The organism is Sphingomonas sp. R86520, from assembly GCF_042466285.1.
Classification (GTDB): Bacteria; Pseudomonadota; Alphaproteobacteria; order Sphingomonadales; family Sphingomonadaceae; genus Sphingomonas.
This window is the reverse complement of record NZ_JAXHBZ010000001.1, coordinates 1369982-1384819: the sequence shown is the minus strand read 5'-3', so window position 1 is coordinate 1384819 and position 14838 is coordinate 1369982. Positions and strand designations below refer to the sequence as shown.

Genomic DNA, 14838 nt, shown 5'->3' with positions numbered 1-14838 from the left:
GTTTGCCGCACGTACCTATGGGACCCCGGTATGACCGCCACTCAGCATTCAGTTGCCGCACGGGACGCCAAGCGGCGACATGCGGAGGCGCTCGGTATCGACGATGCCTTCATCGCGCGGATGATCGAGCGGTTCTACGAGAAGGTTCGGCGAGACGACGTCCTGGGGCCGATCTTTGCGGCGCATGTCATCGAGTGGACGCCGCACCTCGTACAGATGAACCGGTTTTGGCGTTCGGTGCTGTTCAGCTCGGGCGAATTCGTTGGAAGTCCGATGCTGAAGCATCTCGTCATTCCGGATCTCGGGCGTGCCGACTTCGCCCGCTGGCTCCGCCTATTGGAGGAGACGCTGAGCGAAATCGGGACGGAGGCGGCGCGGGCTCACGTGATCGATCGCGCCCGGAACATCGCGAACAGTCTGCTCGCCGCGGCGATCGTGCATCAGGGCGACGGCCTTGGACCGAGCAAGACCGACACGCTATAAGCTGCGACGGGATAAGCGGCGACGGGGGCTTCGCGCGTTCATCGATCGGGGCGTCTCGGCACGCTCCCGTGCTGCTGGGCGCGTAACGCATCGATCAACAATCGCACGTGTCGCTGAACGCGGGGTACGACCGACGCATCGCGAAGCGTGTGATTGCCGAACGCCTCATCGCCGAACGCAAGATCGTCGGGCATCACGGCCACCCCCATATGCTCGAGAATTGCGCGGAGGTGCTGCCGGGCGGTGGCGCCGCTCGCGACATCTTCGGAGACCGACATGATCGCGGCGATCTTGGCGCGGAAGGGGGTGAGGCCGCTGGTGCCGAAGGTCGGCTGGGATCCCCAGTCGAGGGCATTCTTGAGCAGGACCGAGACCGAGCCATTATACCCCGGCGAACAGATGAGCAGGCCGTCGTGCGCGCACAGGATCTGCCGGATGACCAGAACGCCTTGCGGAACCACGGCCCCCTCGAGCCCCGGGACATAGACGGGTAAGTCCAAGTCACGCAGGTCCAGCACCGAGACATCGGCCTCGATCGCGATGGCCGCGTCGATCGCCAGGTTCAGCAGCAGTGCGTTGCGTGATCCGCTGTGTGCAGTCCCGGACAGGGCCAGCAGCGCAATCCGGCTGCCGGCCCCCGCGCGCCGCAATCCATCCGACGCGGGCTTGTCATCTGGCGGGGGCGGTTCGTCGTTCACGCCGCGATACCATCAGTAGGACGATCCCGACGTAAGGCCCAAGAGATGACGCAGCGACTGTACCAAACGCCGATCGCCCACTTGGTACACTGGCTTTGCCATATCTCGGGTCTGCAACACGCGCGGCCGGAGGGCTAACACAGATCAACAGGGCGGCCTCGGCGTCGCGCCGTGTACCCATCCCAGCGGAAGGCAAAGTTATGAAGATCGTAGTGATCGGCGGGACCGGACTGATCGGTTCGAAGGTCGTCGGCAAGCTCGCCGCGCTTGGCCATGACGCGCTCGCCGCAGCGCCCAGCACGGGCGTCGACACGATCACCGGCAAGGGTCTGGCCGCGGCGCTCGACGGTGCGGATATCGTCATCGACATGGCGAATTCGCCCTCGTTCGAGGATCAGGCCGCGATGGACTTCTTCACCACGGCGGGCAGGAACCTGATCGAGGCCGAGCGCGTCGCAGGGGTGAAACTGCACGTCGCGCTGTCGGTCGTCGGCACCGAGCATCTGCAGGGCAGCGGGTATTTCCGTGCGAAGCTGGCTCAGGAGACGCTGATCAAGGCGGGGCCGATACCGTACACGTTGCTCCATGCGACGCAGTTCATGGAGTTCCTGCGCGGGATCGCCCAGTCCGCGACCCAAGGCGGTACCGTGCGGCTATCGCATGCCTTCATCCAGCCGATGGCGGCCGAAGACGTCGCCGATGCAGTCGTCGAGGCTGCGCTCGCGCCGGCTGCAAACGGCACGATCGAGGTCGGAGGGCCCGAAAAATTCCCGATCGACGAGATCGTCGCGCGCGTGCTCGCTTATGACAAGGATCCCCGGACCGTCGTTGCCGATCCGGACGCGCCGTATTTCGGCGTGAAGCTCGAGGCGAACTCGCTGATTCCTGGGCCGGACGCGAAGCTCGGCAAGACGCGCTTCGACTGGTGGATCGAGCACGTCGCGCCGCCCCCCAAGCGCTGACCGGCTTTGCGCTTCCCTTACAGGAGATCGACGGTGAAGACATTCTGCCTCGGCTTAGCGGTCGTGCTCGGCATCGGCGCGATCGCGAACGGTTGCTACATGCTCTACTCGCCTACGGGCTGGTATTTCGCGGTACCCGGCGTGACCACGACCGGGCCGTTCAACCAGCATTTTATCCGCGACATCGGGCTGATCTTCCTCTTTCTCGGAGGCGCGTTCCTGTTCGGCGCCGCCCGGCCACAATACCGGATCATCGCCTGGGCGGCGCCGACATTGTGGCTATGGGGCCATGCGCTGTTCCATTTTTGGGAAGTCGCGGTCGGCATCTGTGGCGCCGCCGCGCTGGCGCGTGACTTCCCCGCCGTGACGTTGCCCGCGCTGCTCGGCACGCTGATCGCAGTCTGGGCAATCGGCGAACGCCGCACCGCACCTAATCTCAACGCGAGGACATTATCATGACATCACGTTTGAACATCGCCGCGCTAGCGCCGGACGCCCTGAAAGGCATGATGGCGGTCGAAGCGAGCATCGCCAAATCGGGCATCGAGCATGGCCTGCTCGAACTGGTGCGACTGCGCGCGTCGCAGATCAACGGCTGCGCCTATTGCATCCACATGCATGTCACCGATGCGTTGAAGCACGGTGAGACGGACATGCGCATGCACCTGCTTGCCGCCTGGCGCGACTCGTCTGTGTTCACCGACCGCGAGCGGGCAGCGCTCAACTGGACCGAAACGCTGACGCATGTGTCCAGCGCGGGTGCTCCGAATGCCGACTATGCGGTGTTGCAAAGCCAGTTCAACGCGGTCGAGATCGCCAATCTGACGGTGCTGATCGGCGCGATCAACCTGTGGAACAGGGTGCAGATCGGCCTGCACGCGGTGCATCCGCTCGCCGTCCCGACCGCCATCGCCGCCTGACCCGATCGACCTAGGACACATCCGATGAAACTCTATTATTCCCCCGGTGCGTGCAGCCTCGCCGCGCATATCGCCCTCCACGAAGTCGGGACGCCGTTCGACAGCGAGAGCGTCGACCTGAAGACCAAGACGACGATTTCGGGTGCCGATTTCGATGCCGTCACGATCAAGGGCTACGTGCCGGCGTTGGTGCTGGACGACGGCGACCTGGTGACCGAGAACATCGCGATCCTCGATTATCTGGCCGGTATCTACCCGCAGCTTGCGCTGGAAGGCCCGATAGGACGGACCCGCCTGCTCGAGGCGCTGGCCTATATCTCGACCGAGATCCACAAGAGCTACAAGCCGTTCTGGCACAATGGCCCGGACGCCCAGAAGGCGATCGCGAGTGCCTACATCACCAGGCGGCTCCAGTATCTCGCCGACCGGGTGACGGGTGCGTACTTGCTGGGCGACCAGCCGAGCGTTGCCGACTTCTATCTGTTCGTCACGCTGCTGTGGGCGACCCGGTTCGGCGTCGCGATCCCGTCCGCGCTGGTGCCGGTGTACGATAATCTCCGCGCTCGTCCGGCGGTGCAGGCTACGCTGGCGGCAGAAGGTTTGCGGTAAATGCCGACAGGGGTGGCGATCCTGCAGCACCGCAGCGTATCGCGTTTGCGACGTGTTCCTTGGAGACCAGCATGACTGCCCACCTCAAGATCGACTTCGTGTCGGACATCGCCTGCCCGTGGTGCGTCATCGGCCTGCGCGCCCTGGAAGAGGCGCTGGCGCAATCCGCCGACGCGCTCGATGCGAAGATCGCGTTCCAGCCGTTCGAGTTGAACCCGACGATGCCGGCCGGCGGTCAGAATATGGTCGAGCATGTGGCGCAGAAATACGGATCGACGCGCGAGCAGTCGGCCGCGAACCGGGCGATGATCGTCGGCCGCGCGGCCGAACTCGGCTTCACGATGGCGATGACCGACGACAGCCGGATCTACAACACGTTCGACGCGCACCGGCTGCTGCACTGGGCCGGCATCGAAGGGCGGCAGTCCGAACTGAAGCACGCGTTGTTCGATGCCAACTTCACCGCCAACACCGACCCAGGCGACCGCCAGGTCCTGATCGATGCGGCGGTGAAGGCCGGGCTCGACCCGGTTGCCGCTGGCGATGTGCTTGGCTCCGGGCGCTACGCCGACGAGGTCCGGCAGGCTGAGGACTATTGGCGGAGCCGCGGGATCAACGCGGTGCCGGCGATTGTGATCGACGGCAAGCATCTGATCTCGGGCGGCCAACCCGTCGCGGCCTTCGAACAGGCGTTGCGGCAGATCGCGGGTGCCGTTGGTACAGGCGGTTAGCCAGGTCTCGGGTCTGGCGACCCTGCCGCGCATCGATACAGCCGTCCCGTGACAAGGCATCAGCGACAGGGATTGGGTCCGATGACAATTGCGGTGGTTGGCGGCACGGGAATGGTTGGTCGCAGGCTCGTCGCGGGGCTGCGCCTCGATGGTCACGACGTCGTCGTCTTGGCGCGCTCCTGCGGGATCGATACGGTTACCGGCATGGGCCTCGCAGAGGCGCTCGGCGGCGTGGATATTGTCATTGATGTCTCCAACCCCGGCTACGCAGCGGCGGACGACATGCACGCGTTCTTCGACGCGTCGTGCTGCAACCTGCTGGAAGCCGAACGGACTGCCGGGGTCGCGCACCACATCGCCCTGTCGGCGGTCGGCGCCGACCAGCTGGGCACCACCGGCTATTTTCGGGCGAAACTGCTGCAGGAGCGCCTTGTCGCGGCATCGGCCATTCCGTTCACGATCCTGCGATCGACGCCGTTCTACGAATATCTGTACGGGATCGTCGACGTCGGTGGGGACGGCGGGCTTCTCCATCTACCGCCCGTGCTGATGCAACCGATCGCGGTGAGCGACGTGGTCGCGGCACTGCGACGGATCGCGCTGAAGCATCCGGCGAATGCGGTGATCGAGATCGCCGGACCCGACGTGCGCCGCCTCGACCGGTTCGCCGAGGATATCCTCGGTGCCAACGAGGACCCGCGCGACATCGTGGTCAGCGACGAGACGCCGTATTTCGGCGCGCACATGCAGGGCGAAGCTCTGGTCGTGGGTTCGGGTTCATCAACATCGTCGATTAGATTCGACGACTGGCTGCGGAAGTCTCTCGAGGTATCCAGCACCGCCGATTTCGCGCGGCGACCGGTGGAGATGGCGTTTTCCAGCACGCCCCCTTCCGCTCGACTAGATGAGACGGCTTAGGTATCAGCGCAGCGATAGCGGCGCCTAGTCGAGCCCCAGGAGCTTGTCGTGCCCGAGTTCGGCATGGGTGTCCTTGGGACGGCTCGTCTAACCGCTCGCCAGCGCGCCCGGTTCGAACCGGGGCGTCCGTTCAACCATCGACGACGTCCGCATATTCCGGATGCTTCTGGTAAAAGTCGGCCATGAACGGGCAACTGAGCACGGCTTTGCGCTTCGCCTTTCGGATGAGGTCGAACACGCCGGTCGCCAGCGCGGTGGCGAGGCCTTGGCCGCCATATTCGCTCGGAACCTCGGTATGGATCAGGGTCACGCGATCATTCTCGTCGATCCGGTAATAGGCGGCGGCAATGGCGTCGCCGTCGATCGGCATCTCGAACCGGTGCTGCGCCGAATTGTCGACGACGGGTCTGGTCGTGCGGCTCATGCGGTGGCCGATCCGAAGTGCCCGCTCCAGGCGTCGGCAACCCGGTTGAGCTCGGCGCGGGCACGACCCAGTGCGGCGGCGCGATCGTCGGGCTGGGCGAATTGCACGGGTTGCGCATCGATGAAGCACGGCTCGACCGCGCCCATGAATTCGAACGCGGCGCGCAGGGCAGGGGTCAGCGCATCCATGCCCGCCAACGGCGAACCGGGCCGAAGATCGCCGCCGCGCGTCGTCAGGAACAGGATCTTCTTCGTTCCCAGCGCGCCCACATACCGGCCATCGGCGGTCGCGACATAGGTGATCCCGGCGCGGACCACCGCGTCGATGAATGCCTTGAACGCCGCCGGCATCGACCAATTGTACATCGGCATGGCGAACAGCAACGCATCGGCGTCGAGCATTCGAGCGCACAATGCATCCGAGGCCACCAACGCATGTTGCATCTCGACCGTGCGGTCCGCCGCCGGCGTATAGCTCGCGATCGTGAACGCTTCGGTCATCGCCGGCGCGGGGTCGGTGACGAGATCGAGGTGATCGACCGTCAGCGACGGCATGCGGAGTGCGAGCTTTTCGATGAAATATCGCCCCAGAGCGCGCGAGTTCGATCGTTCGCTCTTGGGACTGGTATCGACGTGCAGCAGTTTCATCCGTCAGTCCTTGTCATCAGTCCATTCGGCTTAGCCGGCTTCAGCCAGCAGTTGCTTGAGCGACGCGCAAGCAATTTCGAGATGCCCGGGTCGCAGGTTGGTCACGCCGAGCAGGAAGCCCGGTGTCGCAGGACCATCGCCACCTCGCCAGCCCGAAAGCGGCGCCGGCGCAATGCCGATCTCGAGCGCGCGTTCGGCCATCGCCGAATCGTCGCTTCCGTCGGGAAGCGTCACGCGAACGGCGAGCCCGGCGAAAGCGTCCACGCCGAAATTCATGCCGAGGCAGGCGTTGAGCGCGTCGCGCCGCTCGCGGTACAGTGCCTTCATGTGGCGCAGGTGGCGCAAATAATGACCCTCGGCGAGGAAGGCCGCCAGTGCGAGTTGGGTCGTGGCGTTCGGCGCGGGATTGAGAAAGGCTGCGACCTCGCCGAACCGCTCGGCGAGCGACAGCGGCGCGACGACGAACCCGAGGCCGAGCGCCGGGCTGAGCGTCTTGCCGAAGCTGCCGACATGGATCACCCGGCCGGTCGGATCGGTGCCCGCGAAGGCCGGCGCCGCGCGGCCAGACAACTGGAGTTCGCTCAGATAATCGTCCTCGATGATCCAGCCGTCTTCCCGCACCGCCCACGCCACCAGTTCCCGTCGGCGCCGTGGCGACAGGGTGACCCCGGTCGGCGCCTGCTGCCCCGCGGTCACCACCACGATCGCGGCGTCGGGCGCGATCTCGACACCGCGGGCGACCTGGATACCCTCCGCGTCGACTGGCACATAGGCGATCGACATGCCGGCAAGCTCCAGCGCCCGCCGCGCCATTGGGAACCCGGGATCTTCCATCCAGGCGATGCGTCCCTGTGCCTGCAGCGTCAAAATGGCGAGGCTCAGGCCATTCTTGTAGCCGCTCGTCAGGATGATCTGGTCGGGCAGGCACCGGATACCACGCGCGATCGCCAGATAGCTTGCGATCTGCGCGCGCAGATCGGGATGGCCGCGCGGGTCGGGCGGGCCGACCGGTGCCATCGCGTCGTCGCGCACCGCCTTGGTCCGCATCCGCGACCAGAGTTTAGCCGGAAAGGCGTCCTGCGCCGGTACGCCCATCTGGAAGGGCAGGGGCTTGAGATAGAAGCCGCGCTCGATCCCCTGCATCGGGCGGGGAATGTCGACATGGACTGCGGCCGGCAGCGTGATCGGCTTCTCCGCGACGCGCGTTCCCGCGGCACCGGAGGATATCACGAGCGATTCGTCGATCAGCCGTTCGTACGCCGTCTTGACCGTACCGCGGGCGACGCCGAGCTGGGTCGCCATGTCGAGCCACGACGGCAGCCGGGCGCCAGGCTCCAGCCGTCCCTCGACGATAGCGTCGCGCAGATTGACCGCTATCTGTTCGGCGATCGGCACGGGGCGTTCGCGATCGATGACGATCGACAGGGGCGACGCAGCCAGTGGCATGCTCATGGTCGTTTCCCTGGAATCTGGTTTTGGACTGCCGGTCGGGTGGCATCTCTGTACAGCTTCGTCGCGAGACTGTCTCGATATCTTCCAGGCCAGCCTGCGACGGGTCGGCCGCGCGGTGTGACCCGGACGGGGCGGCGTATTCGTGCTGTTTATGTTGCGCTACCTAGTGGTCGAGCCGATCAGCGTTACTCGCTTGGCAATCTACATCGCCTGTCCGCTCGTGCGCGGATATCTGCTGAGGCTGACAGGCACGCGAGTGCGCGCAGGAACGATCCGTACGCACTCACCAGCGAAGACACGCTAAAGGTCGGTCAAGGATTGCCCTGCGCGAATGTTTCCGCGTACCGGCCCTCGCGTTCGGCCATGCGATAGCCCATTACCCGTTGCACCAGCACCTCGCTATCGGGCGTATCGCCGGTTTCCAACAGCGTCATGATCTCGTCGGCATATGCGTCGAGCGGCATGGCATATGGGTCGGTCAACTGTTGCGGGCCGCCAAGTTCGGTTTGCACATAGGGCGGTGACATCTCGAGTATCTCGATGCCGGTATCGCGCAGCTGATGCCGCAGCGACTGCAGCCAGGAGTGCAGAAATGCCTTGGTGGCACTGTATGTCGGATGGCTCGCGAGCGGAACGTATGCGAGCCCGGATGTCGTGGTGATCACCACCGCGTTCGACTTTTGCCGCAGCATGGCTAGAAGCGCGCCGGTAAGACGTAGTACGCCGGTCACGTTGGTCGCTATCGTCGCCTCGGCAAGGTCGAAGTCCCACGCAGCGGCCGTAAGGTCCTCAGGGCGCGAGATACCAGCGTTGTTGATCAGCACGTTCATGGCGGGAAAGCGCTGGCCTAGCTCGGCAACCGCGGCGTTGACGCTGCCCGCGTCGGCCACATCGAGTTCCAGAGTTGCCATGCCGTCCCGGCCGGCGGCGACCCGGTTCAACACATCAAGCCGTCGCCCTGCTATGATGACCTGGTTGCCGCGGTCGTGGAAGCGTTCGGCCAGCGCGCGTCCGATGCCGCTGCCGCCACCCGTAACCAGGATCGTGTTGCCGGTCGTCTGCATAGATATTCCCTCAAATGCCGCGATCATTTCGACCCGGTCAACGACCGAGCCGTCGGGATCGTTTCCTGAATTACGTCATCCGTTGAAGCCTGCAGGGTGGCGAGATGCTACAGAGCTGAACGCTGCGCGCTCGCAGGAGCGCCTCGTGTCGCCTGATCACTACGGGAACACCTGACTGGCTCGTTCGCTGGAAGCAATCATCTGCTGCCCACAAGCCATTCGAAAGTCATGCATGTTTGACGGACTTAGCCTGCCGATCCTGCTCGGGATCTTTGCCGCCTGCGCCGGGGTAATCTGGGTCGCAGGCGTCAAGCTTGCCGATACCACGGACATCCTCTCCTCGCGCCTGCATCTCGGTAAGGCGCTCGGTGGCATCATCGTGCTCGCAGTAGCAACCAATCTCCCCGAGCTCGCCATCACCGTCAGCGCGGCGCTGTCGGGCAATCTTGGGGTAGCGGTCGGCAACATTCTGGGCGGCATCGCTATCCAGACGCTCGTGCTGGTGGCGATGGACATCGCCATGACGGAGAAGGTGCCGCTGACGTACCGCGCCGCCAGCCTGACCCTGGTCGTTGAGGCGGTGCTGGTCGTTGCTGTCCTTGTCGTGTCGATCATGGCGACGCAGCTTCCCGGCACGCTGATCGCTGCCCGACTTACTCCCGGAGCCGTCTTGATTGCCGTTCTGTGGGTGATCGGCGTGTGGCTCTCGAGCAGGGCCAGCAAGGGGCTGCCGTGGCAGGACGCGCGCGGTACGGCGCCCGATGGGCAGGAAGAGCCGAAGGGACACTCCCAGGCAAAGAAGGACGGGGCGTCCGACAAACGCGGCGAAAGCACGGTTCGCATCGCACTTGTCTTCGGTGCGGCTGCACTCGCCACTTTGGCAGCCGGCGTTCTTCTGGAGCGGAGCGGCGACGCTATTGCCCAGAATATTGGGCTCAGCGGCGTTCTCTTCGGCGCTACGGTGTTGGCCGCCGCCACGTCGCTGCCCGAGCTCTCGACCGGCATCACGTCAGTGCGGATGAAGGACTATCAGCTGGCGGTCAGCGATATCTTCGGCGGCAACGCTTTCCTGTCGGTGCTCTTCCTGCTTGCCGTCGTCATATCGGGCAAGGCCGTGTTGCCTGAAGCTCAGGCCAGCGACATTTACCTTGCCGGCCTCGGTGTGCTGCTGACCTGTGTCTACGCTGCGGGACTGATCTTCCGTCCGAAGCGGCAGATCCTGCGGATGGGCGTCGATTCCCTCGCCGTTCTGGTCCTGTACGCTATTGGGGTTGGCGGGCTGTTTGCGATCTCGAATGTTCACGGTGGTTAGCGTCGCATATCCGTCGAGATCGGACGGTGTCGGCTTGTTCGGAGCACGGGCTTTCGTCATGTCCTCCCCGGCTAGCTCCATAGCGAAGCCGGTCGTACCGATCTGCAAGCTCTGTCTGAGCCGGACGTTCGCGATCGGGGTTACGCCAGTTGCATGCATCGCTAGCCACCGTAGCGCTCGGTCTTGATACTGGAGGCGTCCAAGCCGGCCAGCAACGCGCCCTCGGTTGCAATATTGACGAAACCGTTGGACCCGCAAACGAACACATGACTGGGTTTTTCGTGAAGCCGACCGACGATGTCCTGGACCATCGCGCCGTCGATCCGTCGGCCGAAGTCCGACGGGCGGGCCGGTTCTTCGCGCGTGATCGCCAACGCGAGGACGAATGCCGGGTCGCTGACCTCGATGGAATGAAGTTCATCGGCAAAGAGAACGTCCTCCGCGGTCCGAGCGGACAGGAGCAGGGCCGTCGGCACGGCTGGGGACAGCGTACGGCGTTGCCGGATCATCGCCATCAACGGCGCCAGGCCGGAGCCCGCCCCGATCAACAACACCGCATCCACCGGAGGGGCAGGCCACAGGAAATAGCCGCCGAGCGGGCCTCGAAGCTCGATTTCGTCGCCGATCGCCGCGACGTCGTGAAAGAACGACGAGACTTCGCCATCCTCCAGGCGCTCGATCGCGAGCTCGATGATTGGGGATGAGGTCGCCGCCGACGCGATCGAGTAGCTACGCATCGCACTGTAGCCGTCGGGCGCGGTCAGCCGGACATCGACATGCTGCCCAGCGATGTGCGCGAACGATTTCCTCAATCGCAGGAAGACGCTTTTGATGCTCGGTGTCTGCTGGACGATGTCCTCGACCACGCACGACTGCCACGGCACGGTTTGTGCGCCGCCCTCAGTCATTGGTGTATCGCTGCTCGCGCCACGGATCCCCGTAGATATGGTAGCCATGTCCCTCCCAGAAACCCGCCTCGTCGCGCGTCGTGAATTGTAGCGCATTCACCCACTTGGCAGATTTCCAGAAGTAGAGGTGCGGAACCAGAAGGCGCGCCGGCCCCCCATGATCGCGCGGAAGCGGCTTGCCCGCATAGGTAAGAGCGACCATCGCCTTGCCGGAGAGAAGGTCCGCCAGCGGCACGTTCGTCGAATATTTGTCGTAGCAGTGGGCCAACACGAAGTCGGTGGGTCGATCGAGCCCTGCATCGGCGAGTATGTCTTCGACGAGTACGCCCTCCCAGGCAGTATCCAGCTTGGACCATGAGGTGACGCAATGAATGTCCCTGGTGATCTTCGTCTTCGGTAGCGCGTTGAATTCGCTCCAATTCCAGACCTTGACGGGCTTGGGACCGATCTTGACCGTGAATTTCCAGTCAGATGGCTCCACGTGCGGCGTGGGGCCGGCAGACAGGACGGGGAAATCCTCCACGAGATGCTGGCCTGGCGGTATCCGGTTCGGCGGGTCGCCGCTCGAACCTCGGCCGGTGAATCCTCTGGTGACCATCACACATCCCCTTGCTTGCCACGATAGGTTGGAACCAGCTTCCGTTTGCGATCTATTGCGACATCTTCGTTCCCGAACGCACCCATCGAGATCGATCGGCACTGTAAAAATCCGGCGCGGTGAATTGGAATTATTGTGATCTCGTTCGTTGGTAACGTGACCAATGCACCTTGGACCATAGCGGCGGGTCAGTCTGATCCCTTAATCCCCTGTCGCTATAGTTATCATAGCAGGGCAGCAGCGCTCCAGCTACATCTTGCTCGCTTTCCGCCGTTCAGGAAGGGAATTTCCGACATGCCCCGGGTTGAACCGAACGTGATGCGATATGGCGTTCGTCCGTGAAGGGATGCACGATCTCTTCGAGATACACGACGCGGTCGGCGAGTTTCCCGGCCCGTGCGACGGACGTGCCAGCACGATAGCGACGGACCGTGCCTACGGCGCGCAGCGCCGCGACGTGCGCTGACGAAAGAAGGGACCGCGCCGCATCTCGCGCAGATCGCACGCAATTGTTTTATGCCTGGTACCGTGTTGTCGTCAGTACGATCGTCGGTCAGGCACATGGCCGCGCAGATGCAGAACAGTATATAGTAGAACGCGCCTCTTACATCGTTTGACTATTGCTGTACAAAACCAGCGAGATTCGCGATCGAAGCAGCTGGGCCATATAAAAACTACGCCTATTCGCTATTGGAAAAACTGTGAATATACCTTCATAGTCTGGCTTCGATAACTTATTGAACGCCGAATAGAATTAGGCTCTTCGAGCTTATGATTAACGAATTGATGTGCAGCAGGCAGAAACTTATGAAAAGCTGTTGGCTACCCGGTTCCGGCACCGGTCGATGCGTTCGGAAGCGATGCGACCAAAGATCACTTTCGAAAGCTTCCGACGATCGCCACTGCCAAACACGTTTCTAACCTAAGCAATCCCGGACGGGTCATCCCCAGCAGAGGAACATCCCATGAGCAAATCCATCGCTACCGCCTCGATCAACCGCGAAACCGCGGTCGCCCTTATCGATGCGGCGATCGCCGCCGCGCGTGCAATCGGCACCCCTGCGGCCGTCGCGGTCGTCGACGCTACGGGATATCTGCGCGCGTTCGAGCGCACCGACGACGCGCCGTTCCTCACGGTCGATGTTGCCATCGACAAGGCATGGAGTTCCGCCTCGTTCGGGTTTCCGACGCATGTCTGGAACGACTATGTGACCAACGATCCGAAGGTGGCACCGCTGGCCTATCGCCCGCGCATGGTCGCGGTCGGTGGCGGCTATCCGATCCTGGAGGACGGGAAGTTGATCGGCGGGATCGGCATCTCCGGCGGCACCTATCAGCAGGATCAGGATGCGTGTGTCGAGGCTCTCCAGCAAATCGGGTTCGAGCTACCAGCCTGACGACTATCAGGGTCCGGCTTGAAGAATGATCATCTCGTTGCAGCATTGCACCACTTCATCGGCGCCGCGGAGCATCAGCTCCAACGGCGGCCTTGAACGTGAGCAGATGGCCACACCTTATCGCGTCGGGCCCGGGGAAATTGTCCGCTGCAACCGATGTGTGGACTGACCATGTCGCTTGCGGTCAGGAAATCTCATGCCAGACGCAGCGTACTCCGGCATCGTGTTCAGCTACGCGATCTACGTGCTGGGCCACGGACTCTTTCGCCGCTTCGAAACGTCGATGATCCGTGCCTACAAGCCGGAGCGACAAGCTGTCGCCATCGGCGGTCATGATAAGTTGGCCGCCGGGAAGCTCGACTTCCGCGGTCAGCGCGTCATAGCGAACCGGATAGGCATGGACCCACGCCTCGGCGATCTCGGTCAAATAGCGGCTGCTTTCGATCGTGGCGATCCGTGCTTCGGCTTCGAACATAATGACCTTCCGTGGAATTGATGCTTGATTGAGAAATCATGTAATCGAGCGAGATCAGAGTCCTTCCAGTTATTCTCTGTCGAGCGGCCGGGTTGACCGTGCTCATGAGCGGTAAGCCGCTGACACGAACCGGAGGCGGGGTCAGACGGCGATCGCCGTTACTCTAATTTCGATACGCATGGTCGGAAGCCCCAGTGCTTCGATCCCCAATTGCGTCCAGATCGGCGCGCGGTCGGGCATGTAGAGCCGGTACAGTCTGGCCATCGTCTCGTTGATCACGGGAGGGAAGCCACCGACGTGATAGGAGTTGACGTGGACAACATCCCGCCAGCTCGCCCCGGCTGTCGCGAGTGTCCGTTCCACGTTCTCGAACGCTTGCACAATCTCTTCCTCGATCGACTCCGGAATGACGAGATCGTCGTTCCATCCACCTTGCCCGGAGATCTCCACCCGGTCGCCAATCCGCATTGCCTGTGAATAATGCAGTGCGTCATGCAGGCGGGTGCCGTAGCCGGGGGTGATGAAGAACAACGGTGTCGTCATGAGCTTGCCTTTGATGAGATGAGGGGCGCTCGTGACAGGCGCCGTGGCTGGTGGCCGGACCCTATTCCACGTCCTCCACGACGAGATCGCGGCCGTTGAACTGCACGGTCTCCCCGGCTCGGGCGCCTTCGATCGCCGCGAAGATCGGCGCCATCGTGGAAATCCCCATCAGTTCACGACCCTGGCAGGTGAACCTGCTCGTCGAAACGGCGATCGCGAAGTAGCGGCCGGACAGCTTGACGACGGCGCCTTCCTCGACAGTCGACTTGGCGCCGAAATCGATCATCCTGAGCTTGTCGATCTTGTCGGCGTAATCATGCAGCGTGTCGTCGAGCGCTTCGGCGAGGTCGCTGGCGATTTCGGCCTGGGCGAGTTCGTCGTTCTCGACCGGTTCGCTTTGATCGACCCGCGCGGTGAAGACATAGTCCAGATAGTTTTCTCGCGCGCTTTGCAGGGCTGCGGTCTCCAGCGAGAGCATCGTGTCTCGTATGTGGGCCTTGTTCCAGTCCATGATACCCTCTTTTCGTTACGGTGCTTTGGTCGTTCAGGGGACTCGTAATACGGCGACGCTATTGGTCGCTGATGACGTCCTCGCCCTCGCAGGGATCGCGGTGGAACGCGTCCTTGCCGTCATCGCCGCGCTCGACGCGGTACTCGTGGTCGTAGCTTTGGCGACGAACGCCTGCACGGCTTCAAC

At 63.3% G+C, this 14838-nt stretch carries 20 protein-coding genes; 10 read left to right on the top strand and 10 right to left on the bottom strand.

The features are described 5' to 3' along the window. Nucleotides 1-30: 30 nt before the first annotated feature. Entirely contained in the window at nt 31-483 is a 453-nt protein-coding gene (locus SJY41_RS06365) for a group III truncated hemoglobin (protein ID WP_380780070.1), read from the top strand. A 38-nt stretch (nt 484-521) separates the two neighbouring features. On the opposite strand, the gene SJY41_RS06360 is transcribed toward SJY41_RS06365, so the two are convergent. Beyond that, nucleotides 522-1181 carry an NADPH-dependent FMN reductase gene (locus tag SJY41_RS06360; protein WP_380780068.1) on the bottom strand — a complete coding sequence of 220 codons (660 nt, stop codon included), beginning with the start codon at nt 1179-1181 and terminating at the stop codon, nt 522-524. Between the two features lie 200 nt (nt 1182-1381). Between SJY41_RS06360 and SJY41_RS06355 the strand changes: the two genes are divergently transcribed. From SJY41_RS06355 to SJY41_RS06330, 6 genes are all read left to right on the top strand, one after another. Next, complete coding sequence (locus tag SJY41_RS06355) at nt 1382-2143, top strand: SDR family oxidoreductase (RefSeq protein WP_380780066.1); 762 nt, start codon at nt 1382-1384, stop codon at nt 2141-2143. A 33-nt stretch (nt 2144-2176) separates the two neighbouring features. Then, entirely contained in the window at nt 2177-2602 is a 426-nt protein-coding gene (locus tag SJY41_RS06350) for a hypothetical protein (protein WP_380780065.1), read from the top strand. Beyond that, nucleotides 2599-3063, top strand: coding sequence for a carboxymuconolactone decarboxylase family protein (locus tag SJY41_RS06345; RefSeq protein WP_380780063.1), 465 nt, complete (start codon nt 2599-2601; stop codon nt 3061-3063). The genes SJY41_RS06350 and SJY41_RS06345 overlap by 4 nt, the downstream gene beginning before the upstream one ends. Before the next feature lie 24 nt (nt 3064-3087). Next, nucleotides 3088-3672, top strand: coding sequence for a glutathione S-transferase C-terminal domain-containing protein (locus SJY41_RS06340; protein WP_380780061.1), 585 nt, complete (start codon nt 3088-3090; stop codon nt 3670-3672). Nucleotides 3673-3743: 71 nt separating this feature from the next. Beyond that, entirely contained in the window at nt 3744-4403 is a 660-nt protein-coding gene (locus SJY41_RS06335) for a DsbA family oxidoreductase (RefSeq protein ID WP_380780058.1), read from the top strand. A gap of 81 nt (nt 4404-4484) precedes the next feature. Then, entirely contained in the window at nt 4485-5321 is an 837-nt protein-coding gene (locus SJY41_RS06330) for an SDR family oxidoreductase (protein WP_380780057.1), read from the top strand. Nucleotides 5322-5451: 130 nt separating this feature from the next. Here the strand turns inward: SJY41_RS06330 and SJY41_RS06325 are convergent, their stop codons facing one another. The 4 genes from SJY41_RS06325 to SJY41_RS06310 form a co-directional block, all read right to left on the bottom strand. Then, nucleotides 5452-5745 (bottom strand): GNAT family N-acetyltransferase, encoded by a 294-nt coding sequence (locus tag SJY41_RS06325; RefSeq protein WP_380780055.1) that lies wholly within the window; start codon nt 5743-5745, stop codon nt 5452-5454. Next, nucleotides 5742-6392, bottom strand: coding sequence for an FMN-dependent NADH-azoreductase (locus tag SJY41_RS06320; protein ID WP_380780053.1), 651 nt, complete (start codon nt 6390-6392; stop codon nt 5742-5744). Before SJY41_RS06320 ends, SJY41_RS06325 begins: the two co-directional genes overlap by 4 nt. Nucleotides 6393-6422: 30 nt before the next feature. Beyond that, entirely contained in the window at nt 6423-7844 is a 1422-nt protein-coding gene (locus SJY41_RS06315) for a PLP-dependent aminotransferase family protein (protein ID WP_380780051.1), read from the bottom strand. Nucleotides 7845-8155: 311 nt separating this feature from the next. Further along, complete coding sequence (locus tag SJY41_RS06310) at nt 8156-8908, bottom strand: SDR family oxidoreductase (protein ID WP_380780050.1); 753 nt, start codon at nt 8906-8908, stop codon at nt 8156-8158. A gap of 232 nt (nt 8909-9140) precedes the next feature. Between SJY41_RS06310 and SJY41_RS06305 the strand changes: the two genes are divergently transcribed. Further along, complete coding sequence (locus SJY41_RS06305; protein WP_380780048.1) at nt 9141-10220, top strand: sodium:calcium antiporter; 1080 nt, start codon at nt 9141-9143, stop codon at nt 10218-10220. 161 nt (nt 10221-10381) lie between these two features. Here the strand turns inward: SJY41_RS06305 and SJY41_RS06300 are convergent, their stop codons facing one another. Both SJY41_RS06300 and SJY41_RS06295 read right to left on the bottom strand, forming a co-directional pair. Beyond that, complete coding sequence (locus SJY41_RS06300) at nt 10382-11128, bottom strand: ferredoxin reductase (RefSeq protein ID WP_380780046.1); 747 nt, start codon at nt 11126-11128, stop codon at nt 10382-10384. Continuing rightward, nucleotides 11121-11726 (bottom strand): sulfite oxidase-like oxidoreductase, encoded by a 606-nt coding sequence (locus SJY41_RS06295; protein WP_380780044.1) that lies wholly within the window; start codon nt 11724-11726, stop codon nt 11121-11123. The genes SJY41_RS06300 and SJY41_RS06295 overlap by 8 nt, the downstream gene beginning before the upstream one ends. 325 nt (nt 11727-12051) lie before the next feature. Between SJY41_RS06295 and SJY41_RS06290 the strand changes: the two genes are divergently transcribed. Together SJY41_RS06290 and SJY41_RS06285 are read left to right on the top strand one after the other, a co-directional pair. After that, nucleotides 12052-12192: a hypothetical protein gene (locus SJY41_RS06290; protein WP_380780042.1), complete on the top strand. Its 141-nt coding sequence runs from the start codon at nt 12052-12054 to the stop codon at nt 12190-12192. A 499-nt stretch (nt 12193-12691) separates the two neighbouring features. Continuing rightward, entirely contained in the window at nt 12692-13123 is a 432-nt protein-coding gene (locus tag SJY41_RS06285) for a heme-binding protein (RefSeq protein ID WP_380780040.1), read from the top strand. Nucleotides 13124-13307: 184 nt separating this feature from the next. On the opposite strand, the gene SJY41_RS06280 is transcribed toward SJY41_RS06285, so the two are convergent. The 3 genes from SJY41_RS06280 to SJY41_RS06270 form a co-directional block, all read right to left on the bottom strand. Beyond that, on the bottom strand, nt 13308-13598 hold the full coding sequence (locus SJY41_RS06280) for a DUF2218 domain-containing protein (protein WP_380780039.1): 291 nt from the start codon (nt 13596-13598) through the stop codon (nt 13308-13310). 141 nt (nt 13599-13739) lie between these two features. Beyond that, the gene (locus tag SJY41_RS06275) at nt 13740-14141 is read right to left on the bottom strand and encodes a RidA family protein (RefSeq protein WP_380780037.1); all 402 of its coding nucleotides are present in this window, start codon (nt 14139-14141) and stop codon (nt 13740-13742) included. A 61-nt stretch (nt 14142-14202) separates the two neighbouring features. Next, nucleotides 14203-14652: a hypothetical protein gene (locus SJY41_RS06270; protein ID WP_380780035.1), complete on the bottom strand. Its 450-nt coding sequence runs from the start codon at nt 14650-14652 to the stop codon at nt 14203-14205. Between the last annotated feature and the right edge of the window lie 186 nt (nt 14653-14838).